The organism is Bradyrhizobium sp., from assembly GCF_030646015.1.
Lineage (GTDB): Bacteria > Pseudomonadota > Alphaproteobacteria > Rhizobiales > Xanthobacteraceae > Bradyrhizobium.
On the sequence record NZ_JAUSLT010000120.1, the window covers coordinates 1 to 25,936 of the forward strand.

The 25,936-nt window shown below is 63.6% G+C and carries 28 protein-coding genes; 17 read left to right on the forward strand and 11 right to left on the reverse strand.

Annotated features, from left to right (window positions below; all coding sequences use genetic code 11):
- The 3 genes from Q7T45_RS18770 to Q7T45_RS18780 form a co-directional block, all read right to left on the reverse strand.
- The coding region (locus Q7T45_RS18770) for an NADP-dependent isocitrate dehydrogenase (RefSeq protein WP_304872590.1) at positions 1-640 on the reverse strand (640 nt) is incomplete at its 3' end.
- Positions 641-771: 131 nt separating this feature from the next.
- Positions 772-1,398, reverse strand: a complete 627-nt coding sequence (locus Q7T45_RS18775; RefSeq protein ID WP_304872591.1) for a hypothetical protein — start codon at positions 1,396-1,398, stop codon at positions 772-774.
- Between the two features lie 68 nt (positions 1,399-1,466).
- Positions 1,467-3,194 (reverse strand): S9 family peptidase, encoded by a 1,728-nt coding sequence (locus tag Q7T45_RS18780; RefSeq protein WP_304872592.1) that lies wholly within the window; start codon positions 3,192-3,194, stop codon positions 1,467-1,469.
- Positions 3,195-3,470: 276 nt separating this feature from the next.
- Between Q7T45_RS18780 and Q7T45_RS18785 the strand changes: the two genes are divergently transcribed.
- Positions 3,471-4,673 (forward strand): TrmJ/YjtD family RNA methyltransferase, encoded by a 1,203-nt coding sequence (locus Q7T45_RS18785; protein ID WP_304872595.1) that lies wholly within the window; start codon positions 3,471-3,473, stop codon positions 4,671-4,673.
- A gap of 97 nt (positions 4,674-4,770) precedes the next feature.
- On the opposite strand, the gene Q7T45_RS18790 is transcribed toward Q7T45_RS18785, so the two are convergent.
- A complete protein-coding gene (locus tag Q7T45_RS18790) occupies positions 4,771-5,301 on the reverse strand; it encodes a transposase (protein ID WP_304872596.1) in 531 nt (176 codons plus the stop codon).
- 75 nt (positions 5,302-5,376) lie between these two features.
- Positions 5,377-6,039, reverse strand: a complete 663-nt coding sequence (locus tag Q7T45_RS18795) for a TetR/AcrR family transcriptional regulator (RefSeq protein WP_304872598.1) — start codon at positions 6,037-6,039, stop codon at positions 5,377-5,379.
- A 230-nt stretch (positions 6,040-6,269) separates the two neighbouring features.
- Between Q7T45_RS18795 and Q7T45_RS18800 the strand changes: the two genes are divergently transcribed.
- The 4 genes from Q7T45_RS18800 to Q7T45_RS18815 all read left to right on the forward strand — a co-directional run bounded on the left by Q7T45_RS18800 (position 6,270) and on the right by Q7T45_RS18815 (position 10,471).
- Positions 6,270-6,812, forward strand: a complete 543-nt coding sequence (locus Q7T45_RS18800) for an OsmC family protein (RefSeq protein ID WP_304872599.1) — start codon at positions 6,270-6,272, stop codon at positions 6,810-6,812.
- Between the two features lie 50 nt (positions 6,813-6,862).
- Positions 6,863-7,987 (forward strand): acyl-CoA dehydrogenase family protein, encoded by a 1,125-nt coding sequence (locus Q7T45_RS18805; RefSeq protein ID WP_304872601.1) that lies wholly within the window; start codon positions 6,863-6,865, stop codon positions 7,985-7,987.
- A gap of 112 nt (positions 7,988-8,099) precedes the next feature.
- Positions 8,100-8,978: a sulfurtransferase gene (locus Q7T45_RS18810; RefSeq protein ID WP_304872603.1), complete on the forward strand. Its 879-nt coding sequence runs from the start codon at positions 8,100-8,102 to the stop codon at positions 8,976-8,978.
- A gap of 107 nt (positions 8,979-9,085) precedes the next feature.
- Entirely contained in the window at positions 9,086-10,471 is a 1,386-nt protein-coding gene (locus tag Q7T45_RS18815; RefSeq protein ID WP_304872605.1) for a CmpA/NrtA family ABC transporter substrate-binding protein, read from the forward strand.
- Here Q7T45_RS18815 and Q7T45_RS18820 read toward each other — a convergent pair.
- Positions 10,449-12,401 carry a sigma 54-interacting transcriptional regulator gene (locus Q7T45_RS18820; protein ID WP_304872606.1) on the reverse strand — a complete coding sequence of 651 codons (1,953 nt, stop codon included), beginning with the start codon at positions 12,399-12,401 and terminating at the stop codon, positions 10,449-10,451. The genes Q7T45_RS18815 and Q7T45_RS18820 overlap by 23 nt on opposite strands.
- Before the next feature lie 164 nt (positions 12,402-12,565).
- Between Q7T45_RS18820 and Q7T45_RS18825 the strand changes: the two genes are divergently transcribed.
- The 5 genes from Q7T45_RS18825 to Q7T45_RS18845 all read left to right on the forward strand — a co-directional run bounded on the left by Q7T45_RS18825 (position 12,566) and on the right by Q7T45_RS18845 (position 17,083).
- Positions 12,566-13,954, forward strand: coding sequence for a CmpA/NrtA family ABC transporter substrate-binding protein (locus tag Q7T45_RS18825; RefSeq protein ID WP_304872609.1), 1,389 nt, complete (start codon positions 12,566-12,568; stop codon positions 13,952-13,954).
- Between the two features lie 160 nt (positions 13,955-14,114).
- Complete coding sequence (ntrB, locus tag Q7T45_RS18830) at positions 14,115-14,954, forward strand: nitrate ABC transporter permease (RefSeq protein WP_304872610.1); 840 nt, start codon at positions 14,115-14,117, stop codon at positions 14,952-14,954.
- A 232-nt stretch (positions 14,955-15,186) separates the two neighbouring features.
- Complete coding sequence (locus Q7T45_RS18835) at positions 15,187-16,101, forward strand: ABC transporter ATP-binding protein (protein ID WP_304872611.1); 915 nt, start codon at positions 15,187-15,189, stop codon at positions 16,099-16,101.
- A gap of 19 nt (positions 16,102-16,120) precedes the next feature.
- Positions 16,121-16,609, forward strand: a complete 489-nt coding sequence (gene cynS, locus Q7T45_RS18840; protein ID WP_304872612.1) for a cyanase — start codon at positions 16,121-16,123, stop codon at positions 16,607-16,609.
- A 117-nt stretch (positions 16,610-16,726) separates the two neighbouring features.
- Entirely contained in the window at positions 16,727-17,083 is a 357-nt protein-coding gene (locus Q7T45_RS18845) for a hypothetical protein (protein ID WP_304872613.1), read from the forward strand.
- On the opposite strand, the gene Q7T45_RS18850 is transcribed toward Q7T45_RS18845, so the two are convergent.
- A complete protein-coding gene (locus Q7T45_RS18850) occupies positions 17,070-17,909 on the reverse strand; it encodes an oxaloacetate decarboxylase (RefSeq protein WP_304872614.1) in 840 nt (279 codons plus the stop codon). The two genes, Q7T45_RS18845 and Q7T45_RS18850, sit on opposite strands and share 14 nt — an antisense overlap.
- Positions 17,910-18,013: 104 nt before the next feature.
- Here Q7T45_RS18850 and Q7T45_RS18855 point away from each other — a divergent pair, with 104 nt between their 5' ends.
- A complete protein-coding gene (locus Q7T45_RS18855; RefSeq protein ID WP_304872615.1) occupies positions 18,014-18,916 on the forward strand; it encodes a LysR family transcriptional regulator in 903 nt (300 codons plus the stop codon).
- 61 nt (positions 18,917-18,977) lie between these two features.
- Here the strand turns inward: Q7T45_RS18855 and Q7T45_RS18860 are convergent, their stop codons facing one another.
- A complete protein-coding gene (locus tag Q7T45_RS18860; protein WP_304872617.1) occupies positions 18,978-19,301 on the reverse strand; it encodes a DUF1476 domain-containing protein in 324 nt (107 codons plus the stop codon).
- A 308-nt stretch (positions 19,302-19,609) separates the two neighbouring features.
- On the opposite strand from Q7T45_RS18860, the gene purC reads away from it, so the two are divergent.
- From purC to Q7T45_RS18885, 5 genes are all read left to right on the forward strand, one after another.
- Positions 19,610-20,377, forward strand: a complete 768-nt coding sequence (gene purC / locus Q7T45_RS18865) for a phosphoribosylaminoimidazolesuccinocarboxamide synthase (RefSeq protein WP_291860075.1) — start codon at positions 19,610-19,612, stop codon at positions 20,375-20,377.
- Between the two features lie 163 nt (positions 20,378-20,540).
- Complete coding sequence (purS, locus tag Q7T45_RS18870) at positions 20,541-20,783, forward strand: phosphoribosylformylglycinamidine synthase subunit PurS (protein ID WP_304872619.1); 243 nt, start codon at positions 20,541-20,543, stop codon at positions 20,781-20,783.
- Positions 20,784-20,793: 10 nt separating this feature from the next.
- Positions 20,794-21,048, forward strand: a complete 255-nt coding sequence (locus Q7T45_RS18875) for a hypothetical protein (protein ID WP_304872621.1) — start codon at positions 20,794-20,796, stop codon at positions 21,046-21,048.
- Positions 21,045-21,746: a phosphoribosylformylglycinamidine synthase subunit PurQ gene (gene purQ, locus Q7T45_RS18880; RefSeq protein WP_304872623.1), complete on the forward strand. Its 702-nt coding sequence runs from the start codon at positions 21,045-21,047 to the stop codon at positions 21,744-21,746. Before Q7T45_RS18875 ends, purQ begins: the two co-directional genes overlap by 4 nt.
- Before the next feature lie 29 nt (positions 21,747-21,775).
- Complete coding sequence (locus Q7T45_RS18885; protein WP_304872625.1) at positions 21,776-22,756, forward strand: tripartite tricarboxylate transporter substrate-binding protein; 981 nt, start codon at positions 21,776-21,778, stop codon at positions 22,754-22,756.
- Positions 22,757-22,769: 13 nt separating this feature from the next.
- Here Q7T45_RS18885 and Q7T45_RS18890 read toward each other — a convergent pair whose 3' ends face one another.
- The 3 genes from Q7T45_RS18890 to Q7T45_RS18900 all read right to left on the reverse strand — a co-directional run bounded on the left by Q7T45_RS18890 (position 22,770) and on the right by Q7T45_RS18900 (position 24,786).
- Positions 22,770-23,249 carry a GFA family protein gene (locus Q7T45_RS18890; protein ID WP_304872626.1) on the reverse strand — a complete coding sequence of 160 codons (480 nt, stop codon included), beginning with the start codon at positions 23,247-23,249 and terminating at the stop codon, positions 22,770-22,772.
- A gap of 69 nt (positions 23,250-23,318) precedes the next feature.
- A complete protein-coding gene (locus tag Q7T45_RS18895) occupies positions 23,319-24,206 on the reverse strand; it encodes a DMT family transporter (protein WP_304872630.1) in 888 nt (295 codons plus the stop codon).
- 91 nt (positions 24,207-24,297) lie between these two features.
- Complete coding sequence (locus Q7T45_RS18900; RefSeq protein WP_304872628.1) at positions 24,298-24,786, reverse strand: PaaI family thioesterase; 489 nt, start codon at positions 24,784-24,786, stop codon at positions 24,298-24,300.
- 179 nt (positions 24,787-24,965) lie between these two features.
- On the opposite strand from Q7T45_RS18900, the gene Q7T45_RS18905 reads away from it, so the two are divergent.
- On the forward strand, positions 24,966-25,936 hold a 971-nt coding region (locus tag Q7T45_RS18905; RefSeq protein ID WP_304872629.1), incomplete at its 3' end, for an AIR synthase related protein.

The window sequence follows — 25,936 nt, forward strand, 5'->3', positions numbered from 1 at the left end:
TGGTGTTCTTGGTCGACAGGTAGACCGGGTAGTTGCGGCCCAGGCCGTAGGTGAAGCAGGCGCGCGCGAAGCCTTCGATCGAGGCATCGAGGTTGAACATGCCGAGGGCAATGCCGCTGCCCTTGGCCTTGATGATCTCGCGTGAGATCGGCTCTCCGCCGCCCTCGGGCGTCCAGCTAAGGGTGAGCGTGCCGGCACCGGGGAACGTGAAGTCCTGCGCGCGGTACTGGTGGCCGAAGCCATGACGGGCGACCACCACGGGCTTGTCCCAGTGCGGGACGAGCCGCGGCACGTTCTTGCAGATGATCGGCTCGCGGAAGATCGTCCCGTCCAGGATGTTGCGGATCGTGCCGTTCGGCGACTTCCACATCTGCTTGAGGCCGAACTCCTTCACCCGGGCTTCGTCCGGGGTGATGGTGGCGCATTTGACGCCGACGCCGACCTTCTTGATGGCTTCGGCGGCGTCGATGGTGACCTGGTCGTTGGTCTGGTCGCGGTATTCCATCCCGAGGTCGAAATACATCAGGTCGATATCGAGGAACGGGTTGATCAGCTTGTCCTTGATGTATTGCCAGATGATCCGGGTCATCTCGTCGCCATCGAGTTCGACGACGGGGTTGGTCACCTTGATTTTTGCCATGGCAGATCGGGCCTTTTCGATAAACAGCGCGTTTCGGGACGGATGGGGTGATGGTGCCGTGGCTATAGCACCCGAAAACGCGGGCTGGAAGGCGAATGGCAGGGCAGATCCGGCTGGTTTTCAGGCCACCCCTAAACCTTTCCGACGAGGCCGAAACGCCGTTCCAGCCAGCTTCGCGTCTTGCCCGGCCGCATGGCGCGGATCACCCTGGCGGCGTCGCCGGGAGCCCGCTCGTTCCTGACTTCCGCGATGTGCAGATAGAGCCGGGCGGCACGCCAGCTGTGGTCCGGATGGCAAAGCTCCAGAATTCTGTCCCACACCGGTTCGGCGTGGCCGGGGTCCGCCGCGAAGCAGGCGCTCCAGAGAATTTCGAGCGCGTAGGCCTGCGACGCGCGGGGCTCGACCCGGGATGCCAGCGCAAGGCACTTTTTCAGCTCGCGCCCGGCGAAGTTGAGCTGCCCCCGCCGGAATGCCACGCCAAGCGGCCAGGCCATTACCGCCACCGTGCCATAGACGTCAGGACATGCCTGCGCTTCGCGCGCGGCTTCCTCCAGAATCGACGGGACCAGCCGTGGCTCAGCATGTTCCGCAACCGAGGCGAGCGCCTGGACCCGATACCACGCATCGGGGCAGCCGCGGGCCGCCTGCAGCGCCTTGGCGGTGTCGGTCGGCGCCAGCTGTCCGGCCCGGTGACGGCCGACCACGGAGGCATGCGAAGGCGTGGGTGTATGCGGAAAGCGCTGCTGCTGCGAAGACATGACGCTTGGTCGCGGCGAGCGCGGGCGCGGTTCGCGGCGAGGGTTGCCTCATTGTCCGTAGCAGGCGATCAGAACGCCGCCTGCGTCGCCGTGCCCGCCACGATGTACCAGGTGACGAACAGCCCGCAAATCAGCGCGCCCGGCAGGCTCGATCCGGTGCGCCGCCAGGTGAAGGTGGCGACCACGGCGCATATCCCGAGCAGCGGCACGAACTGGATCGCGACGATGGTGGAGAGCGGCACGAAACCGGGATCGGGCAGCGGGTTGAACAGTTTTCCTGATAGCCACAGCGTGCCGTATTGCAAGACCAGCAGCACGATGAAGCCCAGCGTCAGCGCCAGGATATTGGTGAGATAGAGCGCGCCGCGCGGCGAGGCCATGGTCGAGAAATTCCGGTGCAGCACATGCAGCGCGACCACGAAAAACGCCGTGAACGGAACGAGGTAGATCAGGAAGATCAGGAACTGCTTCGCGCTCATCAGCTTCAAGGCGACGATCCAGAACCGGAAATCGATCTTGAAGACGAGGTCGGCCAGCCACAGCGCGGCATAGCCGACAATGACACTCGCCACCGCGATCACGACGGACTGGCCGATGATGCCGCCGCGGCTGGCGCGCTTCGGCGCGAACGGCATCAGCGCCAGCGTGATCAGGGCGTTGATGACGGCCCAGACCATGATCTGGTTGGTGATACCCTGAGGCAGATATGCCGACGGCTTTACGAAGGTGCCGGCCAGCGCGAACGCGGGGTAATAGGTCAGCGCCGGAATGAAGGCGGACAGCACGAACGCCATGGTCCAGCGGCGGCCGTCGGCCGCGACATGCTCCGGCATGGTTCCGTTGGCGATCTCGGGCAGCCGCAGCCGCGAAAACATTTTCGCTTCCAGCAGGCCGTCGAAGGCGCCGATCAGCAACGCGACAAAGCCGAGCAAGGCGATCAGCGTACCGATCTCCTTGCGCAGCCAGATCTGGTCATCGGCCGGTTTTGGGGTGCCGCCCTGCAGCGTTTTGGCGAACCAGTCGAGGCTGTAGCCGATCGCCTGATGCGAGATGTGCTCGGCCGGATGGGTGATCGCCGGAGTATAGAGCACCCGCGCCGTGCCTTGCGCGATGTCGCCATAGACCTTGCCTGATACAACGGCGCCTTGTGTGCCGAACAGGGTCCAGAGCTTTGGGCTTTTGGTGACGTCGCGGGCGAGGTCGACGCCCCACATCAGGGTGGAGAACTCTTCGTATTGCGCGAACACCAAAGCGACGTTGCGCGGCCAGTTGGCGGTGCCGTCGGCGGCGAACGGCTTGCCGGTGGAGGAGCCCTCCAGCACCATCGACTTGTAATCGCCAGGCATCGCGGTGGCGGCGGCCAGCACGGTCCAGCCGCCCATCGAATGACCCTCGAGCCCGATATTGTTCTTGTCGACGATGTCGAGGCTGCGCAGATGCGCCAGCCCATCGGGGCCGCCAAAGCCGTTGGCGAAGGCGGGCGGGTCGCTGTAGCCGTGGCCGGTCTGGTCGAGCGCCAGCACGACATAGCCCCGGCGGGCGAATTCGATGGCAAAGCCGTCCTGGGTCTCGCGCGAATTGATGTAGCCGTGGACCGCGAGAATGCCGGGGGCCGGGGTCTGCGCCGTGGCATTGGCGGGGATATAGAGCAGGGCGCTCATGGTGTTTCCCTTGGCGCCCTTGAAGCGGATATCCTGGATCCGGATGCCATCCGCGGTTTGGGTGAAGTGGGCGAGCAGGCCGCCGGCCAGGATCAGGATCACGCCGGCAATCGCCAATGACCATCTGCCGCGCATCGACGCCTCCCCTGTGCCCCCAGCCGTTGAACCGGCTATCGGGTTCGCTTTGCTTGTGCTTGATAGCCTATCCGAAAGTCTAATGCGCGCAAGCAGAAGGTATCCAAGGCCGGATGAGGCTTTGGCTGAGCGTTAGATGACGGCACTAACCCTGTTATTTGACTTGAGAAATCCTGCCCGCTGGGCAATCCACTACGGCTGGCCCGTGAGCCGTTGAATCAGGTTCTTCGGAACTTGATTCACATTCTTCAGACGTTGATTCAGAAAGTGAAGCGAATGTCCGGTTCGGGCACCGACAAAACCAAATCGAGCGTCACGCTGGCGGGGCCGGTCGTCATTCTGGTCGAGCCGCAGCTCGGCGAGAACATCGGCATGGCCGCGCGCGCGATGGGCAATTTCGGCCTAACCCGTTTAAGAATCGTCAATCCGCGCGACGGCTGGCCAAATATCAGCGCCCAGCGCGCCGCCTCCGGCGCCGACCATATTCTGGACGCGGTCGAGTTGTTCGACACGGTCGAGCAGGCGGTGGCCGACTGCACGCTGCTGTTCGCCACCACGGCGCGGGCGCACGACCAGGCCAAGCCGGTTGTGGCGCCGGAAGCCGCGGCACAGCAGATCGTGGCCGGGGTCAGCGGCGGCGGCACGGTCGGCATCCTGTTCGGCCGCGAGCGCTACGGCTTGCAGAACGAGGAGGTGGCGCTCGCCAACCGCATCATCACCTTTCCGGTCAATCCGGGTTTTGCCTCGCTCAACCTGGCGCAGGCGGTGCTGCTGATCGGCTATGAATGGTTCAAGCTCTCCACCGCGGGCGCGCTGCCATTCGGGATGCCGGAGCATTCCGAGCCCGCCTCGCAGCACCAGATGCAGGCGTTCTTCGACAATCTGGTCCGCGAACTCGACAAGGTCGAGTTCCTGCGGCCGGCCGAGAAGCGCGACACCATGCTGGTCAACCTGCGCAACATCTTTACCCGGATGGACCCGACCAAGCAGGACATGCACACGCTGCACGGCGTGGTGATGGCGATCGCGGAAGGACGCAAGGGCCCCGCCAAGGGCGGCGTGCTCGACGGCGAACAGGCCACCCGCTTGCGCGCGCTGCTCGCCGAACACGGGCAGCACGCCCTGCCGTCGGAAAGCGGCACCGTGCGCGGTCTGGCGCGGCTGTTGCGGCGTAATCCGACCGACGCCGAGCGCATCCTGTGGGAGGGCTTGCGAACCGATCGCCGTTTTGCCGGACAGTTCAAACGCCAGACCCCGGTCGGCCGCCATATTCCGGATTTTGTCAGTTTCGTGCACCGCATCGCGATCGAGCTGGTCAATCCCGACGAGACCGAGGTGATCGTGAAAGACCGCGCGGCGCGGCAGGCGTGGCTGGAGGAGCGGGGCTATCGCGTGGTCGCGATGGTGTCCGCAGAAGTCGAGGCCGATATATCAGGGCAGCTCGACCGGCTGGAGACGCGCGTGCTGGAGGAACGGTAGGAAAACGTAGGGTGGGCAAAGGCGCGCTCTTCGCGCCGTGCCCACCATCTTCTTTCTTGTTGCATCAAGCTGGGTACGTTTCGCCTTTGCCAACCTTTCATTCACCAAACGCGCCTTGGATATCCTTCATATCCCCACCCCAGTCTGCCGCCAGCAATCCACTCTCGACATAGCGATGGAAGCTACTGTGTGGCCAATCCGCTACGCGCGTCACGTGCCCATGTTTTACTGGATTGAAATGAATGTAATCGACATGGCGCTCGAGATCCGCATCATCGCGAATGACGTGCTCCCAATAGCGGCGCTGCCAAATGCCTTTTTCCCGCTTGGCCACCTTGCTTGCGGATCGTGACCTGCCTGGATCGAGCCCTCGTGAAAAGCCACTTTTGATCAGGCTCCAGCGCGTCGAGAAATCTGCATCGCCCTCCGGCAGTGCCCAGATGCAATGAACATGATCGGGCAGGACGCAGACAGCGACAGTTTCGAAGGGTAAGCTTTCTCGCACGGTTCGATAGCTTTTCCGGAGGCGATCGATCTCCTCGATTAGGAGATTGCTCGGCCGTTCAGCGAGAACGACCGTGAAAAAGAAGACGCTGCCCTTGAACTTGGCTCGTATGTATTGCGGCATAGCGCATCATATCAAGGAAGATGGTGGGCACGGCGCGAAGTGTGCGCCTTTGCCCACCCTACGATTCGTTTCGTCTCACACCGCCATTAACTGCGGCGACTCGCTTGCGCGTTTTGGCTTCTTCAGCTTCGAGGGCACCAACAGGCAGCCCGCGGCCAATCCCGCGGTGTCGGCGACGTCGGGATTGCGCGAGACCATCGCCGCGACGATGGCGCCGTCGATCAATAGCGCGAGCTGATGCGCCAGCACTTCCGGTTCCGCCGCGCCCATCTCACCGGCCAGCTTCTCGATATGCGCCAGCACCACCTTCTTGTGTTTCATAGCGATGGCGCGGAACTGCTTCTGGTCCTTGTCGTGCTCGGCGACCGCATTGATGAAGGGGCAGCCGTAGAAACGTTCCTCGCCGAACCAGCTCTTCAGCGCGGGAAAGATTCGCGCCAGTTTGGTCTGCGCGCTGCCGCCGCCGGTCTCGATCGAGTCGATGAACCATTCGCGCCACTGCTTGCCCTCGGTCTCCAGCACGGCATGCACCAGATTGGTTTTCGATCCGAACAGCTTGTAGAGCGTGGTCTTGGCGGTGCCGGCCTCGTTGATGATGGCGTCGATGCCGGTGGCGTTGATGCCGTCCTTGCAGAACAGCCGCGTCGCCGCGCCGAGCAGGCGTCCGCGCGCGGACTCGTCATCGCCGGCAGCGGAAGGGATGGCGACGGAACGCTTCTTCGAAGCAGGCTTGCGCATGCACCCACTTAATCCAAATGCGGCGCACGCATCAAGTCGCATCTTGCCGTGCTCAAAATCTCCGCGATGAAGCAGCGATTGCACCTGGTTTGAGCAGGAGGCTACCGATCGGTTTTTGGGCAGCGCCGCTTAAGCGGTTTGAGGCGTTCGAGTTTTCGGCCGGGCGGTCTCTGGCACGCTTCATGCAGGAAACAGACCGTTCGGTATCCTACCTCCCAGGGAGAAAACAAATGACCGCGGTTGCCCAAAAAACAGTGCTGACAGGCTGCCTTGCGCCGATCGACAAGGACGGGCTGCAACAGCTCATCATCACCAGCAAGGCCAACCCCAAGGTGATCAAGACCTTGAAGTGCAAGACGGTGGCCGAAGGCAAGTTCCGCCACGCCAACTACATTCGCAACCTGCCGCCCTACATCGTCGACGAACCGCCGGGCCTGCTCGGCGACGACACCGCGCCGAATCCGTCGGAAGCATCATTGGCTGCGCTGGGCTCGTGCCTTGCGGTCGGGCTGCACGCCAACGCGGTGCATCGCGGCTGGATCGTCAACAAGCTCGAGCTGCAGCTGGAAGGCGACCTCAATATCACGGCGGTGTGGGGCACCGGCGACGTCAGCGAGAAGCCGGTCGGCTTCACCGACGTACGGGTCAAGGTCGACATGGTCTGCGAAGGCATTGCCCAGGCCGAAATCGACGCGCTGGTGACCCACGTCCAGAAGTGGTCGCCGGTCGCCAATACCTTTACGCGGCCCGTCAACCTCGAGGTCAGCGCCTAGAGGGCGGCAAGCGTGCAATCGCTCCCTGAAAAACCGCTACGGAGAGTCTGATGGGTCAAGTGGCTGTATCGCGTCTGCCGGTCGACGATGTCGGCGGTCTTTCACAGGCATCCGTCGTCGCCGGGGTGGCGGCGATTGCACGCAAGGATCTCGCGCCGCTCGCGGCCGGCATCGACGACGGCACGGTCTATCCGGCCGAACTGCTCCGGCGTCTCGGCGATGCGGGGGCGTGGGGTACGCATCGACCGGCGAATGGCGCGGCCGATCTGTGCTGCGCCATTCAGTCGATCTCGGCGCTCGGCGAAGTCTGCGGCGCCACCGCCTTCATGGCGTGGTGCCAGAACACGCTGGCCTGGTATGTGACGAATTCCGGCAATCCGGCGCTGACGGCGCGGTTCGCCGACGGTGTCTCCACGGGAAAGATTCTCGGCGGCACCGGCCTGTCGAATCCGATGAAGACCTTCTTCGGAATCGAGAAATTCAAGCTGAAGGGGCGCCGGGTCGATGGCGGCTACGTCGTGCGCGGCGCGCTGCCCTGGGTGTCCAATCTCGGTCCCGATCATTTGTTCGGCACGATCTTCGAGATCGAGGGCAAGGCGAACGAGATCGTGATGTTTCTCGCCGACTGTTCCGATCCCGCCATCACCCTGACGCCGTGCCAGCCGTTTCTGGCGATGGACGGAACCGGCACCTACGGCGTCCAGTTCCGCGACGCCTTCATCGCGGACGATCACGTCCTCGCCGCGCCGGCCGGGCCGTTCGTGAAGAAGATCCGCGCCGGCTTCATGCTGCTGCAGGCGGGCATGGCGACCGGCCTGATCCGGGATTGCATCGCGATCATGAATGAGGTCGCCGGGCCGCTCGGCCACGTCAATCGCTATTTGCCGCAGCAGCCGGTCAATTTCCAGGATCTGCTGACAGAGCTCGAAACCGAAACCATGCAGCTGGCGCGTGACCCCTACAACGCGGACGACAGCTACTGGCGCCGCGTCGTGGCGCTTCGGCTCAGGGCCGGCGAGGCCAGTGTCGCTGCCGCGCATGCGGCGATGCTCCATTGCGGCGCGCGCGGCTACCTGAAAAGCCACCGCGCCCAGCGCAGGCTGCGCGAGGCCTACTTCGTCGCCATCGTCACGCCCGCCACCAAGCAGCTGCGCAAAATGCTGGCAGAGGCGTGAGTCTTGCAAGGGAGCATTGCCGGGACGTTTTGCGAGAAAGGTGTGCAGACAGATTTCCAGAGAACATCGGATCGACCCTAACTTTCAACGACGAAAACAGGAGAGGCCTGACATGACGGACGTTTTGATTTCCGCCGGCGAACTCGCCGAACTCATCACCAGGGAGCCGTGCGTCATCATCGACACGCGCAACCCGGATGCCTACGGCGCAGGACATCTCCCCAACGCCGTCAACGTGCATGAAATATTCACCTACCTCGCGACCTCGACGCCGGAAGGCATGCAGGAGCTGAAGACAAAATTCGCCGACGCCTTCGGAAAGGCCGGACTGTCGGGCAAGGAAACCGCTGTCATCTACGAGCAGTCGATGAATTCCGGTTTCGGCCAGTCCTGCCGCGGATATTTCCTGCTGACCATGCTCGGCTATCCCAGGATCAAGGTGCTGCATGGCGGGTTCGACGCCTGGGCCGCCGCGGGCCTGCCGGTGACGACGGACGTTCCGGCGCCGGCGCCGGCCTCGTTCTCGATCGTTCCGGAAGCCGGCGAGATCCTGATCGATGCCAAGACCATGCTGGCCGCCGTCGGCAAGCCCGGCGTCGCGCTGCTCGACGTCCGCGACGTCGACGAATGGATCGGCGACAGCTCCTCGCCCTACGGCAAGGATTTCTGCCCGCGCAAGGGACGGATTCCCGGCGCGGTGTGGCTCGAATGGTACCGCATGATGAAGCCGACCGCGGAGGGACCGCGCTTCAAGTCCAAGGACGAGATCCTGGCCGAATGCGCCACCGTCGGCATCACGCCGAATACGCCGGTCTACCTCTATTGCTTCAAGGGCGCCCGGGCTTCCAACACCTTCCTCGCGCTAAAAAATGCCGGCGTAAAAGATGTGCGGATGTATTTCGGTTCCTGGAACGAATGGTCGCGCGATCCGTCGTTGCCGATCGAGGAAGGCCTGCCCACCGACGCCAGGTTGACGGAGAAGGCGGCGTAGAGCCTGCAAGGTTTGCATCGTCCGGCCGCACTGAGGCGGCCGGCGATGAACCGCTGAAAGCGGCGGGTTGACCGTCGATCATCCGATACCACACAGGGGAATGGGGCATGTCCACCTTCGACGATGCGTTCGATGCCGATCGCAAGCTGTCACGATCAGGCTGCGTCTGCGGCCAGCATGGCTCCGCGGCGGAACATGAACAGGCGGCGCTGACGCTGCGCTGCGAGCCGGCGCCGACCGAGCAACAACGTTACGAGGGGGTGGTTGCTTCCGCCGTGATGCGCGCGATGTTTCCCAGGGATGCCGCGCGCCGCGCGTTTCTGAAATCGGTCGGGGCTTCCACCGCATTGGCCGCCGTCTCGCAGTTTTTCCCGATCAAGACGGCGACCGAGCTCTTCGCGCAGGGCGGCGCACCTGAAAAAAAGGACCTCAAGGTCGGCTTCATCCCGATCACCTGCGCGACGCCGATCATCATGGCGGCGCCGCTCGGCTTCTCTGCCAAATACGGTCTCAACGTCGAGGTGGTGAAGACCGCCGGCTGGGCCGTGATCCGCGACAAGACCATCAACAAGGAATACGACGCCGCCCACATGCTGGCGCCGATGCCGATCGCGATTTCGCTGGGGCTGGGCGCCAACGCGATCCCGTTCACGGTGCCGGCGATCGAGAACATCAACGGGCAGGGCATTACCCTTGCCATGAAGCACAAGGACCGGCGCGATCCGAAGGACTGGAAAGGCATGAAATTCGCCATTCCGTTCGACTATTCGATGCACAATTACCTGCTGCGCTATTATCTCGCCGAGCACGGCCTCGATCCCGACACCGATGTGCAATTGCGTTCGGTGCCGCCGCCGGAGATGGTCGCTAATCTGCGCGCGGACAACATCGACGGTTTCCTTGCGCCGGACAATATCTGCCAGCGCGCGATCTATGACGGCGTCGGCTTCCTGCACATCCTCTCCAAGGAAATATGGGACGGTCATCCCTGTTGCACCTTCGCGGCGAGCCGGGAATTCATCACGACGTCGCCGAACAGTTTTGCGGCGCTGACGCGGGCGATCGTCGATGCCACCGCCTACGCCGCGAAGGCGGAGAACCGCAAGCAGATCGCGGAAGCCATCGCGCCGGCGAATTACATCAATGCGCCGGTCACGGTGCTGGAGCAGGTTCTCACCGGGACCTATGCCGATGGGCTCGGCGGCATCAAGACCGATGCCAAGCGCGTCGACTTCGATCCGTTCCCCTGGCAGTCCTTCGCGGTCTGGATGCTGACCCAGATGAAGCGCTGGGGCCAGATCAAGGGCGACGTCGATTACAAGTCGGTCGCCGAACAGGTCTTCCTCGCGACCGACACCGCCAAGGTGATGAAGGAGATGGGGCTGACGCCGCCCGCAACCGCGTACAAGTCGTTTGCGGTGATGGGCAAGACCTTCGACGCGGCAAAGCCCGAGGAGTATTTCAGCAGCTTCAAGATCCGAAAGTCGTCGTGAATGCGAACGGCTTGGCGGCGCGGGCAGGGGCAAGGCCCAGCGCCTTCATGCGCGAGGCCAGCGTGGTCGGCTTGATGTCCAGCATCGCGGCGGCGCCGCCGGGGCCGAACACCTTGCCGTTGCAGGCCTGAAGGGCTGCCAGGATATTGGCGCGCTCGTGGTCGCGCAGCTCGGCCGAGGTCATGACCGCGGGCCGTGCGTCCGCCTTCTGGCGACCGGCACCGGATGGCGCGTGCGGTGCTGATGTGTCCGGCAGGTCGATGCGCAGCCGTCCGTTTTGCGCCAGGATCGCCGCGCGCTCGATCACGTTCTGCAGCTCGCGGACGTTGCCGGGCCAGTCGTAACGCTGCAGCCGCCTTGCATCGCCTTCCGACAGCCGCAGGTCGGATTTAAGCTCCTTGCTTTCGCTCATCAGGAAGTGCTGCGCCAGCAGCGGAATGTCCTCGCGGCGGTCGCGCAGCGGCACTGACTCCACCGGAAACACGTTGAGCCGGAAATACAGATCCTCGCGAAACCGGCCGCGCGCCACTTCCTGCTTGAGGTTTCGGTTGGTGGCCGCGATCAGCCGCACGTCCACGGCGCGGGTGCGCTCTTCGCCGACACGCTCGAAATTGCCTTCCTGCAGCACGCGCAGCAGCTTGCCCTGCAACTCCAGCGGAATTTCCCCGACCTCGTCGAGAAACAGCGTGCCGCCGTCGGCGAGCTCGAAGCGGCCGATGCGGTCGCGCACCGCACCGGTGAAGGCGCCTTTGACGTGACCGAAAAATTCGCTCTCGAACAGTTCACGCGGAATCGCGGCGCAGTTGACGCGGATCAGCGGCCGGTCGCGCCGGGCCGAGGCCTCGTGAATGGCGCGCGCGATCAACTCCTTGCCGGTGCCGGATTCTCCGGTGATCATGACCGCCGCGGTGGTCGGCGCCACCAGCTTGACCTGGCGCAGCGTCTTCTGGATCGCCCCGCTCTGGCCGATGATGCCGCGCGGGTTGGTCTCGATGCGGATTTCTTCCTGAAGATAGGCGTTTTCCAGCTCCAGCCGCTCGCGCAAGCGGTCGACTTCGGCAAGCGCCGCGTGCAATTTCTCATCGGCGTCGCGCCGCTGGCTGACGTCGCGAAACACGATCACGGCGCCGACCACCATGCCGCGGTCGCGGATCGGCGTCGATGTGTACTCGACCCAGACAGGTGAGCCGTCCTTGCGCCAGAACACTTCGCCGCCGACATTGTGCACGGCGCCGTCGCGGAACGCGGCATAGATCGGGCAATCCTCGTCCGGGTAATGGCTGCCGTCGTGATGACTGTGGTGCACGATCGGATGGATCGCCTTGCCGACCAGTTCCTCGGCGGCCCAGCCCAGCATGCGCTCGGCGGCGGGATTGACGAAGGTGGTCTTGCCCTCGGCGTTGACGCCATAGATGCCTTCGCCGGCGGCGCGCAGGATCAGCTGGTTTTCCCGCTCGATGTCCTGAAATACCCGCTCGACCCGCTGCCACGCCGCGAGCCCGCTGCGCATGTGGTCCTCGGCGGTGGCATCGACAGAGCGGCGGCGGCGCGCTTCGAGATCGCTCATGGTCAGCAGCATCAGCGCGCGCCCGTCATGCGGCAGCCGCGAGCCGGTATATTCCAGCCGCAGCGGCTGGCTGGTGGCGTGGCGCGGCGTCAACGCGTTGGTCCAGTAGCTGCCTTTGGCGAGCACGGCCTGGGTGAATACGATCAGCGCCGGCAGTTGCCCCGCATGCAGCGCGCTGATTCGTGTCTCCCGCAGCAGCGCGCGGTCGTAGCCGAGCAGCGTGCAGGCGGCCGGGTTGGCATCGACGATCTCATCGGTATGGGGGTCGAGCAGCAGGGTCGGCTCGGTTAGATAGTCGAAGGTGAGGGTGCGCAGATCGAGGTCGCGCCCCGTTGCGGGCGAAGCGAGCGGCGCCAGTTCCATTCATCACTCCGAGAAATCGTAATTTGACTACGAGTTATCGTGTACCACGAATTTTCGTAGTCGCCAACATCTGTCGAAAGCACTGCGTTCATTGAACAAGTGCGTGCGGCGGAGGCTGGCACGCTCTTTGCCTAATGAAATGGCAACGAAGCGCAGGAGGTTTCATGTCCACGTTCGACAATCCGTTCGATCCGGCCCGCCGTCTCCATTCCCAGGGCTGCAGCTGCGGTCAGCACGTCAACGAGGCCGAACACGATACCGCCGCCCGGCTTTCGCTGCAGCCGGCCGTCGCCTCGTCCGAGGAGGCCCGGTTCGAGGGCGTGGTCGCTTCCGCGGTGATGCGCGCGATGTTTCCGCAGGATGTTGCGCGCCGCGCCTTCCTGAAATCGGTGGGTGTCGCCACGGCCGTGGCCGCGGTGTCGCAATTCTTCCCGCTGAAAACAGCGACCGAGGCGTTCGCGCAAGGCGGACCGCTGGAAAAGAAGGACCTCAAGGTCGGCTTCATTCCGATTACCTGTGCGACGCCGATCATCATGGCGGCGCCGATGGGGTTTTATGCCAAGAACGGCCTCAACGTCGAAGTCATCAAGACCGCCGGCTGGGCGGTCATCCGCGACAAGACCCTCAACAAGGAATACGACGCAGCCCACATGCTGTCGCCGATGCCGCTCGCCATCACCATGGGCGTCGGCTCCAATCCGCAGCCCTACACCATGCCGGCGGTCGAGAACATCAACGGCCAGGCGATCACGCTGTCGGTCAAGCACAAGGACAAGCGCAACCCGAAGGACTGGAAGGGTTTCAAGTTCGCCGTTCCGTTCGACTTCTCGATGCACAATTACCTGCTGCGCTATTATCTCGCCGAGCACGGCATCGATCCGGATGCCGACGTGCAGATCCGCGCCGTGCCGCCGCCGGAAATGGTCGCCAACCTGCGCGCCGACAACATCGACGGCTTCCTCGGCCCCGACCCGATGAACCAGCGCGCGGTCTATGACGGCGTCGGCTTCATCCACATCCTGACCAAGGATATCTGGGAAGGGCATCCGTGCTGCGCTTTTGCCGCGTCGAAGGAATTCGTCACCTCGATGCCGAACACCTATGGCGCGTTGCTCAAATCGATCATCGAGGCCACCGCCTTCGCGCACAAGGCCGAGAACCGCAAGCAGATTGCGGAAGCGATCGCGCCGGCGAATTACCTGAACCAGCCGCAGATCGTGCTCGAGCAGATCCTCACCGGCACCTTCGCCGACGGCCTCGGCAATATCGTGACGCAGCCGAACCGCGTCGATTTCGATCCGTTCCCGTGGCAGTCCTTTGCGATCTGGATCATGACGCAGATGAAGCGCTGGGGTCAGGTCAAGGGCGACATCGACTATGCGGGCATCGCCTCGCAGGTCTATCTCGCCACCGATGCCACGAGGCTGATGAAGGAGGCCGGGCTGACGCCGCCGACCACCACGACCAAGAGTTTTTCGGTGATGGGCAAGCCGTTCGATCCCGCGAAGCCCGAGGAGTATCTCAACAGCTTCAAGATCAGGAAGGCGTCGTGATGGGAGTGGTGCGAACTGCTTCTTCACCTCTCCCCGCGTGCGGGGAGAGGTCGGATCATGCGCGCCAGCGCGTGATCCGGGTGAGGGGGACTCGCAGCGCTCCGAGCTCATTGAGACTCCCCCTCACCCCGACCCTCTCCCCGCAAGCGGGGAGAGGGAGATGAACGCCTCGCTCCGCCTGCGCGCGGCGATCGTGTCGATCGCGCTGTTTCTCGCCTTCATCGGCATCTGGCATATCGCCACCCGCGGCACCGGCGCGGTCGCCACCATGACGCCGGAATATGCCAAGCTGATGGGACTGACCGCGACCGCCGGCAAGTCGGCGATGCCGGGGCCGCTCGATGTCGGCGCCAAATTGTGGGAACATTTGAAGCGGCCGTTCTACGACAACGGGCCGAACGACAAGGGCCTTGGAATCCAACTCGGCTATTCGATCGCCCGCGTCGGGCTGGGTTACTTTCTCGCCGTGATCGTCGCGATCCCGCTCGGCTTCCTGATCGGCATGTCGCCGCTGATCAACAAGGCGCTCGACCCGTTCATCCAGATCCTTAAACCGATCTCGCCGCTGGCCTGGATGCCGCTGGCGCTCTACACCATCAAGGATTCCGGGCTGTCGGCGATCTTCGTGATTTTCATCTGCTCGGTGTGGCCGATGCTGCTCAACACCGCCTTCGGCGTGGCCGCCGTGCGCAAGGAATGGATCAACGTCGCGCGCACGCTGGAAGTCGGCACCATCCGGCGCGCCTTCACGGTGATCCTACCGGCGGCGGCGCCGACGATCCTGACGGGCATGCGGATTTCGATCGGCATTGCCTGGCTGGTGATCGTCGCCGCCGAGATGCTGGTCGGTGGCACCGGCATTGGCTACTTCGTCTGGAACGAGTGGAACAACCTCTCGATCACCAACGTCATCATCGCCATCCTGCTGATCGGCGTGGTCGGCATGCTGCTCGACCAGGTCCTCGCGCGCTTCACGCGCATGGTCACGTTCCCGGAGTGATGCGGATGATTGTTTACACGAGCATCGCTGTATCTTCACCTCTCCCCGCTTGCGGGGAGAGGTCGGATCACATCGCAGATGTGATCCGGGTGAGGGGGGCTCTCAACCACCTCCACTCGCCGAGAGTCCCCCTCACCCCAACCCTCTCCCCGCATCCGTATTCGCCCGAAGGCGGGCTTCTGCGGACAAGAGCGGGGCGAGGGGGCGCACCTTCACTGCGGGGATATCGAGCATGACCCCGGAAAAATTCATCTCCATCGAGGCCATTGCCAAACGCTATCCCGGCGCGTCGGGCGGCGAGATCGCGGTGTTCGAGAATCTCTGGCTGTCGATGGCGCGCGGCGAGTTCGGCTGCGTGATCGGCCACTCCGGCTGCGGCAAGACCACGGTGCTGAACATCCTGGCGGGCCTCGACGAGCCGAGCGACGGCGCCGTGATCGTCGACGGCCAGGCGATCGAGGGCACCAGCCTCGATCGCGCCGTGATCTTCCAGAGCCATGCGCTGCTGCCGTGGCGCACCGTGCTCGGCAACGTCGCCTATGCCGTGACCTCGAAATGGCGCGACTGGGACCGCGCCAAAGTGAAAGCCCACGCGCAGACCTTCATCGATCTCGTCGGGCTGACCGGTTCCGAGCACAAGCGGCCGTCGGAACTGTCCGGCGGCATGAAGCAGCGCGTCGGCATTGCGCGTGCGCTCTCGATCACGCCGAAAATCATGCTGATGGACGAGCCGTTCTCGGCGCTCGATGCGCTGACCCGCGGCACGCTGCAGGACGAGGTGCGCCGCATCTGTCTCGAGACCGGGCAGACCGCGTTCATGATCACCCACGACGTCGATGAGGCGATCTACCTCGCCGACAAGATTTTCCTGATGACCAACGGCCCCGGCGCCGTGCTGGCCGAGATCGTCGAAAATCCGCTGCCGAAGGATCGCGGCCGCACCGACCTGCACCGCCATCCCTATTACTACGCGGTGCGCAACCACATCGTCGACTTCCTGGTCAGCCGCAGCAAGACCTTTGCGGCCGACGTGCCTGGCCATGACCCACGCAACGTGCCGGTGGTGAAGATCGGTGTGAGCGAACCGACCATCGTCACGCCGCCGCGGGCGGTTGAAACCCAATCGGCGCAGACCATCGCGCGCTAGATATCAAAAGGAGACTGCCATGAAACGATCTGACCTCACGGAAAAGCTGCTCGACATCAAGCGCGAGAAGGAATGGAGCTGGAAGCACATCTGCGAAAAGATCGGCGGCTACTCCGAAGTGCTGATCGTCGGCGCCATCCTCGGTCAGATGAAGCTGACGAAGCCGCAGGCGGCCAATGCCGGCGAGCTGTTCGGCCTTTCAAAATCGGAAGTGGCGATGCTGAACGAAGTGCCGATGCGCGGCGACGGCACGCCGATGCCGCCGACCGATCCTCTGATCTACCGCTTCTACGAAATGGTGATGGTCAACGGCCCGGCCTGGAAGGCGCTGATCGAGGAAGAGTTCGGCGACGGTATCATGTCGGCGATCGATTTCGACATGGCGATGGAGCGCGTCGCCAATCCGAAGGGCGACCGCGTCAAGATCACGATGTCGGGCAAATTCCTGCCGTACAAATACTACGGCGCCAGCGGCAATGTGCCGGAGTACGGGTTCAAGGAAGGGTAGGGACCGCGCCTCAGTTAACGCAGTGTGAAATGAAAGTCCGATTTACCCAGGCTGTCATTCTTAAAGTTGCAATCCGGGATTGATAATAGGGCTCACCGTCAATCCCGGAGAGTTTTCATGCCGCTCAGATATACCCTTGTTGCTGCCACGCTCCTGTTGCTGTCGGGGCCGGCACTCGCGCAGACCGCCGGGCAGGCGCGGCAGGATACTCCTATTCAGGTCCAGGTCAGTTTCAACTTCTTTGTACCGGGTCCGAACGGAGACAGTGAAGAGGCTCACCAGTCGCGCGATAGAGCACGTCGCTCGGTCTATGAGATGGCCGCGCGCGAATGCGATCTGCTTCTGAAAGTCCTGGCAAAGGAATGTCGTATGACATCGGTCACGAGCAACGTCGGCGGCCGGCAATCCGGGGCGCAGCAGCTCGACGGGTACAACGTAAACGCCTCGATGAATTTCCAGATCATGCCGAAGTAGCCGCTGCCGGCGCGGCCGCGAACGCGTCCCGCAGTTCCCCAATCGGTGCCATCCCGCGCACATAGGTGAAGGACCCCTTGTCCTTCATCTCGCGGGCACATTGCAGGAAAGCCGCGAGCGCGTAGCGCGACATCGCGCCGCCGACGCTGATGCGCTTGACGCCGGCTTCCGACAATTGCGCGACGGTCAGGTTCGGGTCGGCATAACCCATCACCAGATTGAACGGTTTTTTCAGCGCCGAAACCACCGTCTTGATGGTGGCGAGATCGTGGAGGCCGGGCGCATACAGCACGTCGGCGCCGGCGGCCTCGAACGCCTGCAGCCGGCGGATGGTGTCGTCGAGGTCGTTGCGGCCGTGCAAGAGGTTCTCGGCCCTGGCCGTCAGCGTGAATGGAAACGGCAGCGCTCGCGCGGCCTCGACCGCGGCATGCACCCGTTCCACCGCCAGCGCGAAATCGTAGATCGGCTGGCTGCGGTCGCCGGTGAAATCCTCGATCGATCCGCCCACGACTCCGGCCTCGGCGGCAAGTCCGATCGTCCTGGCCGCGGCCTTCGGTTCGTCCGCGCCGCAATTCTCGAGGTCGGCGTTAACAGGCAGATCGGTCGCGGCCGAAATCATCCGGCAATTCTCGATGATGGCGTCGCGGCTGACGGTGGCGCTGCCCAGCGTATTGGCGACACCGAGACTGGTGGTCGCGAGCGCCTCGAATCCGATCGCAGCCAGCAGTTTTGCGGTGCCGGCGTCCCAGGGATTCGGGATGATGAAGGCGCCGGGCCGCGCGTGCAGCGCGCGAAACAGTTCTGCTTTTTCCATTTGAGTGCGCATGTCGGCTCCTGCGGTTGCTGGTCGGCCGAGAAATAGAGGCCTTCCGGTCATCAGACAAATTTGTTATTCCTTCCCATATCATCAGTTTTCTGCATGGGTTGGAAATGGACAGCGACGCGCTCGACACCTTTTTGATGGTGCATCGCCTCGGCGGGATCTCGAACGCCGCGAAAGCGCTGCATCGGTCGCAGCCGGCGATCTCGCGGCGTATTGCGCTGCTGGAGCAGGAACTCGGTGTGCCGCTGTTCGACCGTGTTGGCGGCCGGACCCTGCTGAGCGACGCCGGCCGGGTGCTGGTGCCCTACGCCGAACGCGCGGTGGCCGCTGCCCAGGATGCGGAAAACGCGGTTCGCGCGCTGGCGCGGCCGGATTCGGGGCCGGTCGCGCTCGCGGTGGTCGGCACGCTGGCGGGCGGCCGGCTGTCGGCCATCATGAAGCGCTTTGCGAGCGAGCATCCGACCGTCAATTTGTCCTTGCGTACCGCGACCAGCGCCGAGGTCAGCGGCTTGATCAGGCGGGGCGAGGCGACGATCGGTTTGCGTTTTGACCGGGACGCTTCCCCCGATCTCGATTGCGAATTGCTGTTTGCCGAGCCGCTCCAGGTCGTGTGCGCGCCGGATCACCCGCTTGCCGGCCGCCGAGTCAAACGACTGGCCGAACTGCGCGGCGAACGCTGGATTGCATTTCCCGAAGTGCCGGGACGCCGCGAGATCGCGGCGTCGCATATCTTCGCGCTGTTCAATATCCACGGATTGGGCGACGTCGACTGGACGCCGGTCGACAGCCTGACCGCCCAGAAACGCCTGATCGAGGCCGGCTTCGGTATCGCGCTGCTGTCGCAAATCAACGCGGCCGAAGAACTCGCATCCGCAGCGCTCGCGACCATCGGGGTCGGTGATCTCGTCGCATCCCACGATGTCGTCGCGGTGACGCGCCGCGGCGGCTTTCTCAGCGCGGCGTCGCGGCGGTTACTGGAGATCATCCGCCAGCAGACGAAGGGCGAGTAGCGAATGGCGAATGGCGAATGGTAATTCCCTATTCACTATTCGCCACTCCCTATTCGCGATCTTACGTTCCCGCCTTCACCTGGATGACGGCCGTGGCCATCAGCTCGTCCATCTTCACCCGAATCTCCGGCTCCGTCACGGCGACGCCCTTGGCGGTCAGATCGCCCAGCACCTTGCGGACCACATCGGCATCGCCGGATTCCTCGAAATCCGAGGCGACCACTTCCTTGGCGTAGGCAGCGGCGGCGTCGCCGGCGATTCCGAGCTTCTCGGCTGCCCATAATCCGAGCAGCTTGTTGCGGCGGGCTTCGGCCTTGAACTTCTGGTCCGCGTCGAGGGCGAACTTCTTCTCGAAACCTTCTTCACGCTTGTCGAATGTGCTCATTCTCTGGGTTCCGATCCCTGCCAAATTGGTGCGGCGGCCTCGTTGCGGCCGCCCTCTCGCGCGCTTAGATAACGTCAGCCAATGGTTAAGACAACCGGCTTTAAGCCGCAGGCGGCAGGGGTAAAACTCACCCCGAAGGGACCGGATCGATTGTGCTCGATAGGCCAATCAGATAGGTTGGGCATGAGGCCCGGTTCTCGTTCTGTTTCCCGTTCCTGGCCTTCACGGCAGCTCCGTCGTGGGTCGCAATCCCTTGTCATCCGGAGCACACCAAATTCATGGATTTCAACAACACACGGTACATCCCAATGAGCCGCCGACGCCGCATTTATGAAGGCAAGGCCAAGGTCCTTTACGAAGGTCCGGAGCCGGGAACCCTGATCCAGCACTTCAAGGACGATGCGACCGCGTTCAATGCCAAGAAACACCAGGTGATCGAGGGCAAAGGCGTCCTCAACAACCGGATTTCGGAGTACCTGTTCCAGCACCTCAACGACATCGGGGTGCCGACCCATTTCATCCGCCGGCTCAACATGCGCGAACAGCTGATTCGCGAGGTCGAGATCGTGCCGCTGGAGGTCGTGGTGCGGAATGTGGCGGCGGGATCGCTGTCGCAGCGCCTCGGCATCGAGGAGGGCACCCAGCTGCCGCGCTCGATCATCGAGTTCTACTACAAGAACGACCAGCTCAACGACCCCATGGTTTCCGAGGAGCACATCACGGCGTTCGGCTGGGCCACGCCGCAGGAAATCGACGACATCATGGCGCTGGCGATCCGCGTCAACGACTTCCTCACCGGGCTGTTTCTCGGCATCGGCATCCGCCTGGTCGATTTCAAGATGGAATGCGGCCGGCTGTTCGAAAACGACATGATGCGAATCATCGTCGCCGACGAGATCTCGCCCGATTCGTGCCGGCTGTGGGACGTCAAGTCGAACGAGAAGCTCGACAAGGACCGTTTTCGTCGCGATCTCGGCGGCGTGCTGGAGGCCTATACCGAGGTCGCCAAGCGTCTGGGCATTCTGACGGAGAATGAGCGGCCGATCGGCTCGGGTCCGGTGCTGGTCAAGAGCTGACCAGTGCCGTCATCCTGAGGTGCCCGCCGTCTTCGGCGGGCCTCGAAGGATGAGATACGAAATCCAATGTCGCCCTTCGAGGCTCGGGCTGCGCCCGAGCACCTCGAGCGATAACGGCGAAGCCGTTACGCGGGGGTGACGCACTGAATACTGGGTTAGAAATATGAAAGCGCGCGTCACTGTTACGTTAAAGTCCGGCATTCTCGATCCGCAGGGCAAGGCCATCGAAGGAGCGCTGAAATCGCTCGGCGTCGATGGCGTCGCCAGCGTGCGCCAGGGCAAGGTATTCGACATCGAAATCGCAGGCTCCGACAAGGCCAAGGCCGAAGCGACGCTGAAGGATGCCGCCGACAAGCTGTTGGCGAACACGGTAATCGAGAATTATGCTATCGAGGTGAAGGGCTGAGGGACCGGTAATGGCCGATGTGACCACGGAGCTCATGTTTGAAGTCCTGAAGGCGGTCCAGGTGCGGCTGGCTCAGGTCGATGGCAAGATCGACGAGCTCAAGCAAGAAATGCAGGCATCGCGAACGTCGCAGAATGGCATTCGTCACGAAATCACAAGCGTGTTCCAGGAGATTTCGGGCATTCACGCAACGCTGGTTCGCCACGAAGGCCGTCTGGATCGCATCGAAAATCGTCTCGAACTGAACGACGCTCCCACCCTATGAAATCCGCAATCCTCGTCTTCCCCGGCATCAACCGCGAGCGCGACATGGCGCGGGCGCTGAAACTCGCATCGGGCCAGGAAGCCGCGATGGTCTGGCATGCCGAGACCGCGCTGCCCAGGGGGACCGATCTCGTGGTGGTGCCCGGCGGGTTTTCCTACGGCGATTATTTGCGCTGCGGGGCGATTGCCGCGCGCGCGCCTGTGATGGACGCGGTGCGCGATTTCGCGGCTGGTGGCGGCCTCGTGCTCGGGGTCTGCAACGGCTTTCAGATCCTCTGCGAGGCCGGCCTGTTACCCGGCGTGCTGATGCGCAATGCGCGGCTGAAATTCATCTGCCATGACGTGCACCTGCGGGTCGAGCGTTCGGATACGCCGTTCACCCGCGGCTACAATGCCGGACAGGTGATCCGCGTGCCGGTCGCGCATGGCGAGGGCAATTACGAGGCGGACGAAGAGACGCTGAAGCGGCTCGAGGGCGAGGGGCGGGTGCTCTATCGCTACTGCTCTGCCGCGGGCGTGGTCGACGAGGAGTCCAACATCAACGGCGCGGCGCAGTCGATCGCCGGCATCGTCAGCGAGCGTGGCAACGTGCTCGGCATGATGCCGCATCCGGAAAACCACGTCGAAGACATCATGGGCTGCACCGACGGCCGCGGCCTGTTCGCCGGGCTGGTGGCGCATCTGGAGAAGGCAGCTTAGCGTCTTCAAGCGAAGTGGAGCCGGCTCGCATGGAGAAAGCGCATCGACATCGAGTGACGAAGTGCCTGCTTTCGGTGGTCGCGGCGCTATCCCTCGTCACCGCCGCTTCGGCCCAGGATTATCCAAAACGTCCCATCAGCATGATCGTGCCGTTCGCGGCTGGCGGCACCTCCGACGTGATCGCGCGCGTCGTCGCCGAGCAGATGGCGTCGGCGCTCGGACAGCCCATCGTGATCGAGAATATCGCCGGCGCCGGCGGCTCGACCGCGCTGACGCGGGCGTCGCGCGCGGAACCGGATGGCTACACCATTGCGATCGGCAATGCCGGCACCAGCGCGGCGTCCTATACCATCTATCCGCTGCTGCCGTTCAAGCCCGATGCCTTTGCGCCGATCGCGATGGTGGCGAAGACCTTCGGCATCGTCGCGCTGCGCAAGGATTTTCCCGCCAAAGACCTGAAGGAATTCATCGCCTACGCCAGGAGCAATCCCGGCAAGGTCAATCTCGGCCATGCCGGCGTCGGCTCCTCGAACTTCCTGATCTGCAAGAGTTTCCTTCAGGCCGCGGGGATCGAGGTGACGCTGGTCGGCTATCGCGGCGCGGCACCGGCGCTGACCGACGCGATCGGCGGACAGATCGACGGCGTCTGCGATGCCGCGGCCTCCGTCAGCCAGGCGATCGACGACAGACTGGTGAGGGGGCTGGTGATCGGCTCGACCGTACGGTTGGCGACACTGCCTGACTTGCCGACCTCGGCTGAGGCCGGCCTTGCCGAATTCGAGGCGCAGGGCTGGAACGGCCTGTTCGCGCCGAAGGGCACGCCGCCTGATATCATCGCGAAACTCAACGCCGCCGCGCGCACCGCGGTGGAGAGCGATGCGGTCAAGAAGCGCTTTCACAGCCTCTCGACGGTCGCGCCCGACTCCGGCGAACTCACGCCCGAGGTGCTGCAGCAGTTGGTGACGCGCGACGTCGAGAAATACCGCAAGCTGCTGGAAGTGAAGAAGTAGAACCTCCTCCCGCTCAGCCGGCGCCGGTCACCGCCCGCCACCGCGCGAGGCTTGCCGCGGGCCAGATCTTTTCCCTGTCATAAAACTCCTCGACGGCAGGCACATCGGGGGGCAGCACGACCCAGGGCTGCTTCGACATCGTGAAAATGTGCACGTCCGGCGGCAGCGCGTCCGGCGTATCGAGCGTGCCGACGCGAACGAAGCGGAAGCGGTCGCCTGAACCGGCGTAGTTGCTCCAGACCGCGATACGGCATTTCGGGCATCGCGCGATCTTCTGGCCCTTGCCGCTGAGCGAAGGCGTCACGATGATTTCAGGCTCGCCGCACAGCAGTTCGACCCGATCGGCCTCGATCATGGCATTGAGCGCAAACGATGCGCCGCCGTCGCGCTGGCACCAGCGGCAGTGGCAGCAGTGAACGACGAGGGGAGGCGACGTCATGCGGTAGCGCACCTTGCCGCAGGTACAGCCGCCTTCGATCGCGAATGTGGTCATCTGGGTTTCTCCGATTGAGGAAAATAGAGACCCGCGGTAGAGACGGCAACCGGTTCGCCTGTTGCGCTTTCAGCGCCCGGTGCGAAACCGGTTGATCCAGCGTCGATAACTGTCGCCGGGGATGGTCATGGCGGCGACGCCGGCCATCACCAGGACGAGGCCGAGCGCCAGGTTGGACGGCACGGTTTCGCCGAGCAGCACCACCGACAGGCCGACGCCGATCGGAATGCGCAGATAGCCCTGCGCGTTGGTGGTCAGCGTGCCCAGTCGCGACAGGCACATGTAGAACAGCATCAGCCCGAATGCGCTGGAGAAAATCCCCATGGTGACGGTGGCGACCAGCGCTTCCGTCGTCGGCCGCAAGGTCCAGGGATGGTCGACGATCATTGCCACCGGCAACAGCAGCAGGCCGCCGAACAGCAGCGAGCCCGCGGCCACCACCATCGGGTCGTACTCCGTCAGCCGCATGCCGAAGATCGTGGCGCAGGCAAAGGAGACGGTGGCGAGCAGGATCACCATTTCGGCGAAGATGTTGCCGCCAAGCCCGCCCAGCGCATCCAAGCCGATGATCACGGCGGTGCCGGCGAGTCCCAGCACGGCGCCGGCCAGCTTCAACAGTGTGGCCGGCTCGTGCCGCGTGATGCCCCACGTGATCAGGAAGGCGAAGATCGGCGTGGTCGAGGCCAGCACCACGGTCGGCGCCGCCGCCACATATTGCTGCGCCCAGGTGATCATCAGGAACGGGATCGTGGAATTGATGGTCTGCTGCTGCGCGAACAGCTTCCAGGCCCTGGCATCGGAGGGTATGCGCAGGCCGCGCGCATACAGGATCGCGATCAGGAAAAATGCCGCGATCAGCGAGCGCGCCGAGATGAAGGTGACCGGCGGGATCGAGCCGAGCCCTATCTTTGTCAATGGATAGGTCGAACTCCAGCAGCAGGCCAGCGCCAGCAGCAGCGCATAATCGCGCCAGCCGCGCCGGGCCCGTGGAGAACCGGCTGGATCGGCCGGCGGCGCCGGTCTGGTGCCACCTTCGGTCTCTGCGTTGCTAGGTGACAACGGCACCTGCTTTGGCCGGCGGCTTCCAGTTCACCCGCTTGATGGTGGCGGAAAACGTGAACAGCGAGCGTTCGCCTGATGTCAGCACGCCGCGCAGGAAGATCATCGAGCCGCCGGCCCGCATGATCTCGCCTGACCCTTCGACCAGTTCGCCCTCGCGCGCGCCGTCGATGAATTCGCAGCCGAACGACACCGTCACCCCCGGTCCCTGCAGCACGGGTGTGGCAAAGGCGAACAGACAATAGTCCGCAAATGTCATGAAGGCGCCGCCATGGACGTTGCGCATGCCGTTAAGGTGCTTCTTCTCGACCCGGAACGCGCAACGCACGCTGCCGTCGTCCTCCATACGGTGCCAGAACGGCCCGTTATGGGATTCGTAGTTGTCGCGGGTCCAGGTGCGCCAGCCCTTGAATTCACCCTCGGTTTCGACGTGGAGATCGGGGCGGTTGAGGAATGCGGATTTGGTCAGGTCGTCCAACGAAAAAGCCCTTCTTTTCGGCGATTTGAGTCTTAAATCCGATCCACACCCGATGTGCAAACGCCCACAGCGCATGGATCGCCCGCAAATCTATGGACAGCGGGAAATTGCGCCGTAAAAGGCCTTTTCCGCGCCCTTCGATCTCCCTAATAAGGGACCTCAATCGCCCAAAGAGCCCCATGAACCAGCCTCAGATCACCCCCGAGCTCGTCGCCAGCCATGGGCTGAAGCCCGACGAATACGAGCGCATCCTCAAGCTGATCGGCCGGGTGCCGAGCTTTACCGAGCTTGGGATCTTCTCGGCGATGTGGAACGAGCACTGTTCCTACAAATCCTCGCGGCTGCATCTTCGGGGCCTGCCCACCAAGGCGCCATGGGTGATCCAGGGGCCGGGCGAGAATGCCGGCGTGATCGACATCGGCGACGGCCAGGCCGTCGTGTTCAAGATGGAGAGCCACAACCACCCGAGCTATATCGAGCCCTATCAGGGCGCGGCCACCGGCGTCGGCGGCATTTTGCGCGACGTGTTCACGATGGGCGCACGCCCGATCGCCTGTCTCAATGCGCTGAGCTTTGGCGCGCCGGAACATCCGAAGACCCGCCATCTGGTGTCGGGCGTGGTCGCCGGGATCGGCGGCTACGGCAACTCATTCGGGGTGCCGACCGTCGGCGGCCAGGTGCGTTTCCACACCCGCTATGACGGCAACATCCTGGTCAACGCGATGGCGGTCGGCCTCGCCGAATCCGACAAGATCTTCTATGCGGCCGCATCGGGCGTGAACATGCCGATCGTCTATCTCGGGTCCAAGACCGGCCGCGACGGCATTCACGGCGCTTCCATGGCGTCCGCCGAATTCGACGAGGACTCCGCCGACAAGCGGCCGACGGTTCAGGTCGGGGATCCATTCGCGGAGAAGCTGTTGCTGGAAGCCTGCCTCGAAATCATGGCAGCCGATTGCGTGATCGCGATCCAGGACATGGGCGCAGCGGGCCTGACTTCCTCGGCGGTCGAGATGGGCGCCAAGGGCAATCTCGGCGTCGAACTGGACCTCGACGCGGTGCCGACCCGGGAAACCGGCATTAGCGCCTATGAGATGATGCTGTCGGAAAGCCAGGAGCGCATGCTCATGGTGCTGAAGCCCGAGAAGGA

Excerpts from the sequence above, each read along its gene's own strand:
- Q7T45_RS18775 (WP_304872591.1), bottom strand. The coding sequence starts at position 1,398 with ATGTCTTCGCAGCAGCAGCGCTTTCCGCATACACCCACGCCTTCGCAT.
- Q7T45_RS18780 (WP_304872592.1), bottom strand. The coding sequence starts at position 3,194 with ATGCGCGGCAGATGGTCATTGGCGATTGCCGGCGTGATCCTGATCCTG.
- Q7T45_RS18785 (WP_304872595.1), top strand. The coding sequence starts at position 3,471 with ATGTCCGGTTCGGGCACCGACAAAACCAAATCGAGCGTCACGCTGGCG.
- Q7T45_RS18790 (WP_304872596.1), bottom strand. The coding sequence starts at position 5,301 with ATGCCGCAATACATACGAGCCAAGTTCAAGGGCAGCGTCTTCTTTTTC.
- Q7T45_RS18795 (WP_304872598.1), bottom strand. The coding sequence starts at position 6,039 with ATGCGCAAGCCTGCTTCGAAGAAGCGTTCCGTCGCCATCCCTTCCGCT.
- Q7T45_RS18800 (WP_304872599.1), top strand. The coding sequence starts at position 6,270 with ATGACCGCGGTTGCCCAAAAAACAGTGCTGACAGGCTGCCTTGCGCCG.
- Q7T45_RS18805 (WP_304872601.1), top strand. The coding sequence starts at position 6,863 with ATGGGTCAAGTGGCTGTATCGCGTCTGCCGGTCGACGATGTCGGCGGT.
- Q7T45_RS18810 (WP_304872603.1), top strand. The coding sequence starts at position 8,100 with ATGACGGACGTTTTGATTTCCGCCGGCGAACTCGCCGAACTCATCACC.
- Q7T45_RS18815 (WP_304872605.1), top strand. The coding sequence starts at position 9,086 with ATGTCCACCTTCGACGATGCGTTCGATGCCGATCGCAAGCTGTCACGA.
- Q7T45_RS18820 (WP_304872606.1), bottom strand. The coding sequence starts at position 12,401 with ATGGAACTGGCGCCGCTCGCTTCGCCCGCAACGGGGCGCGACCTCGAT.
- Q7T45_RS18825 (WP_304872609.1), top strand. The coding sequence starts at position 12,566 with ATGTCCACGTTCGACAATCCGTTCGATCCGGCCCGCCGTCTCCATTCC.
- ntrB (WP_304872610.1), top strand. The coding sequence starts at position 14,115 with ATGAACGCCTCGCTCCGCCTGCGCGCGGCGATCGTGTCGATCGCGCTG.
- Q7T45_RS18835 (WP_304872611.1), top strand. The coding sequence starts at position 15,187 with ATGACCCCGGAAAAATTCATCTCCATCGAGGCCATTGCCAAACGCTAT.
- cynS (WP_304872612.1), top strand. The coding sequence starts at position 16,121 with ATGAAACGATCTGACCTCACGGAAAAGCTGCTCGACATCAAGCGCGAG.
- Q7T45_RS18845 (WP_304872613.1), top strand. The coding sequence starts at position 16,727 with ATGCCGCTCAGATATACCCTTGTTGCTGCCACGCTCCTGTTGCTGTCG.
- Q7T45_RS18850 (WP_304872614.1), bottom strand. The coding sequence starts at position 17,909 with ATGCGCACTCAAATGGAAAAAGCAGAACTGTTTCGCGCGCTGCACGCG.
- Q7T45_RS18855 (WP_304872615.1), top strand. The coding sequence starts at position 18,014 with ATGGACAGCGACGCGCTCGACACCTTTTTGATGGTGCATCGCCTCGGC.
- Q7T45_RS18860 (WP_304872617.1), bottom strand. The coding sequence starts at position 19,301 with ATGAGCACATTCGACAAGCGTGAAGAAGGTTTCGAGAAGAAGTTCGCC.
- purC (WP_291860075.1), top strand. The coding sequence starts at position 19,610 with ATGAGCCGCCGACGCCGCATTTATGAAGGCAAGGCCAAGGTCCTTTAC.
- purS (WP_304872619.1), top strand. The coding sequence starts at position 20,541 with ATGAAAGCGCGCGTCACTGTTACGTTAAAGTCCGGCATTCTCGATCCG.
- Q7T45_RS18875 (WP_304872621.1), top strand. The coding sequence starts at position 20,794 with ATGGCCGATGTGACCACGGAGCTCATGTTTGAAGTCCTGAAGGCGGTC.
- purQ (WP_304872623.1), top strand. The coding sequence starts at position 21,045 with ATGAAATCCGCAATCCTCGTCTTCCCCGGCATCAACCGCGAGCGCGAC.
- Q7T45_RS18885 (WP_304872625.1), top strand. The coding sequence starts at position 21,776 with ATGGAGAAAGCGCATCGACATCGAGTGACGAAGTGCCTGCTTTCGGTG.
- Q7T45_RS18890 (WP_304872626.1), bottom strand. The coding sequence starts at position 23,249 with ATGACCACATTCGCGATCGAAGGCGGCTGTACCTGCGGCAAGGTGCGC.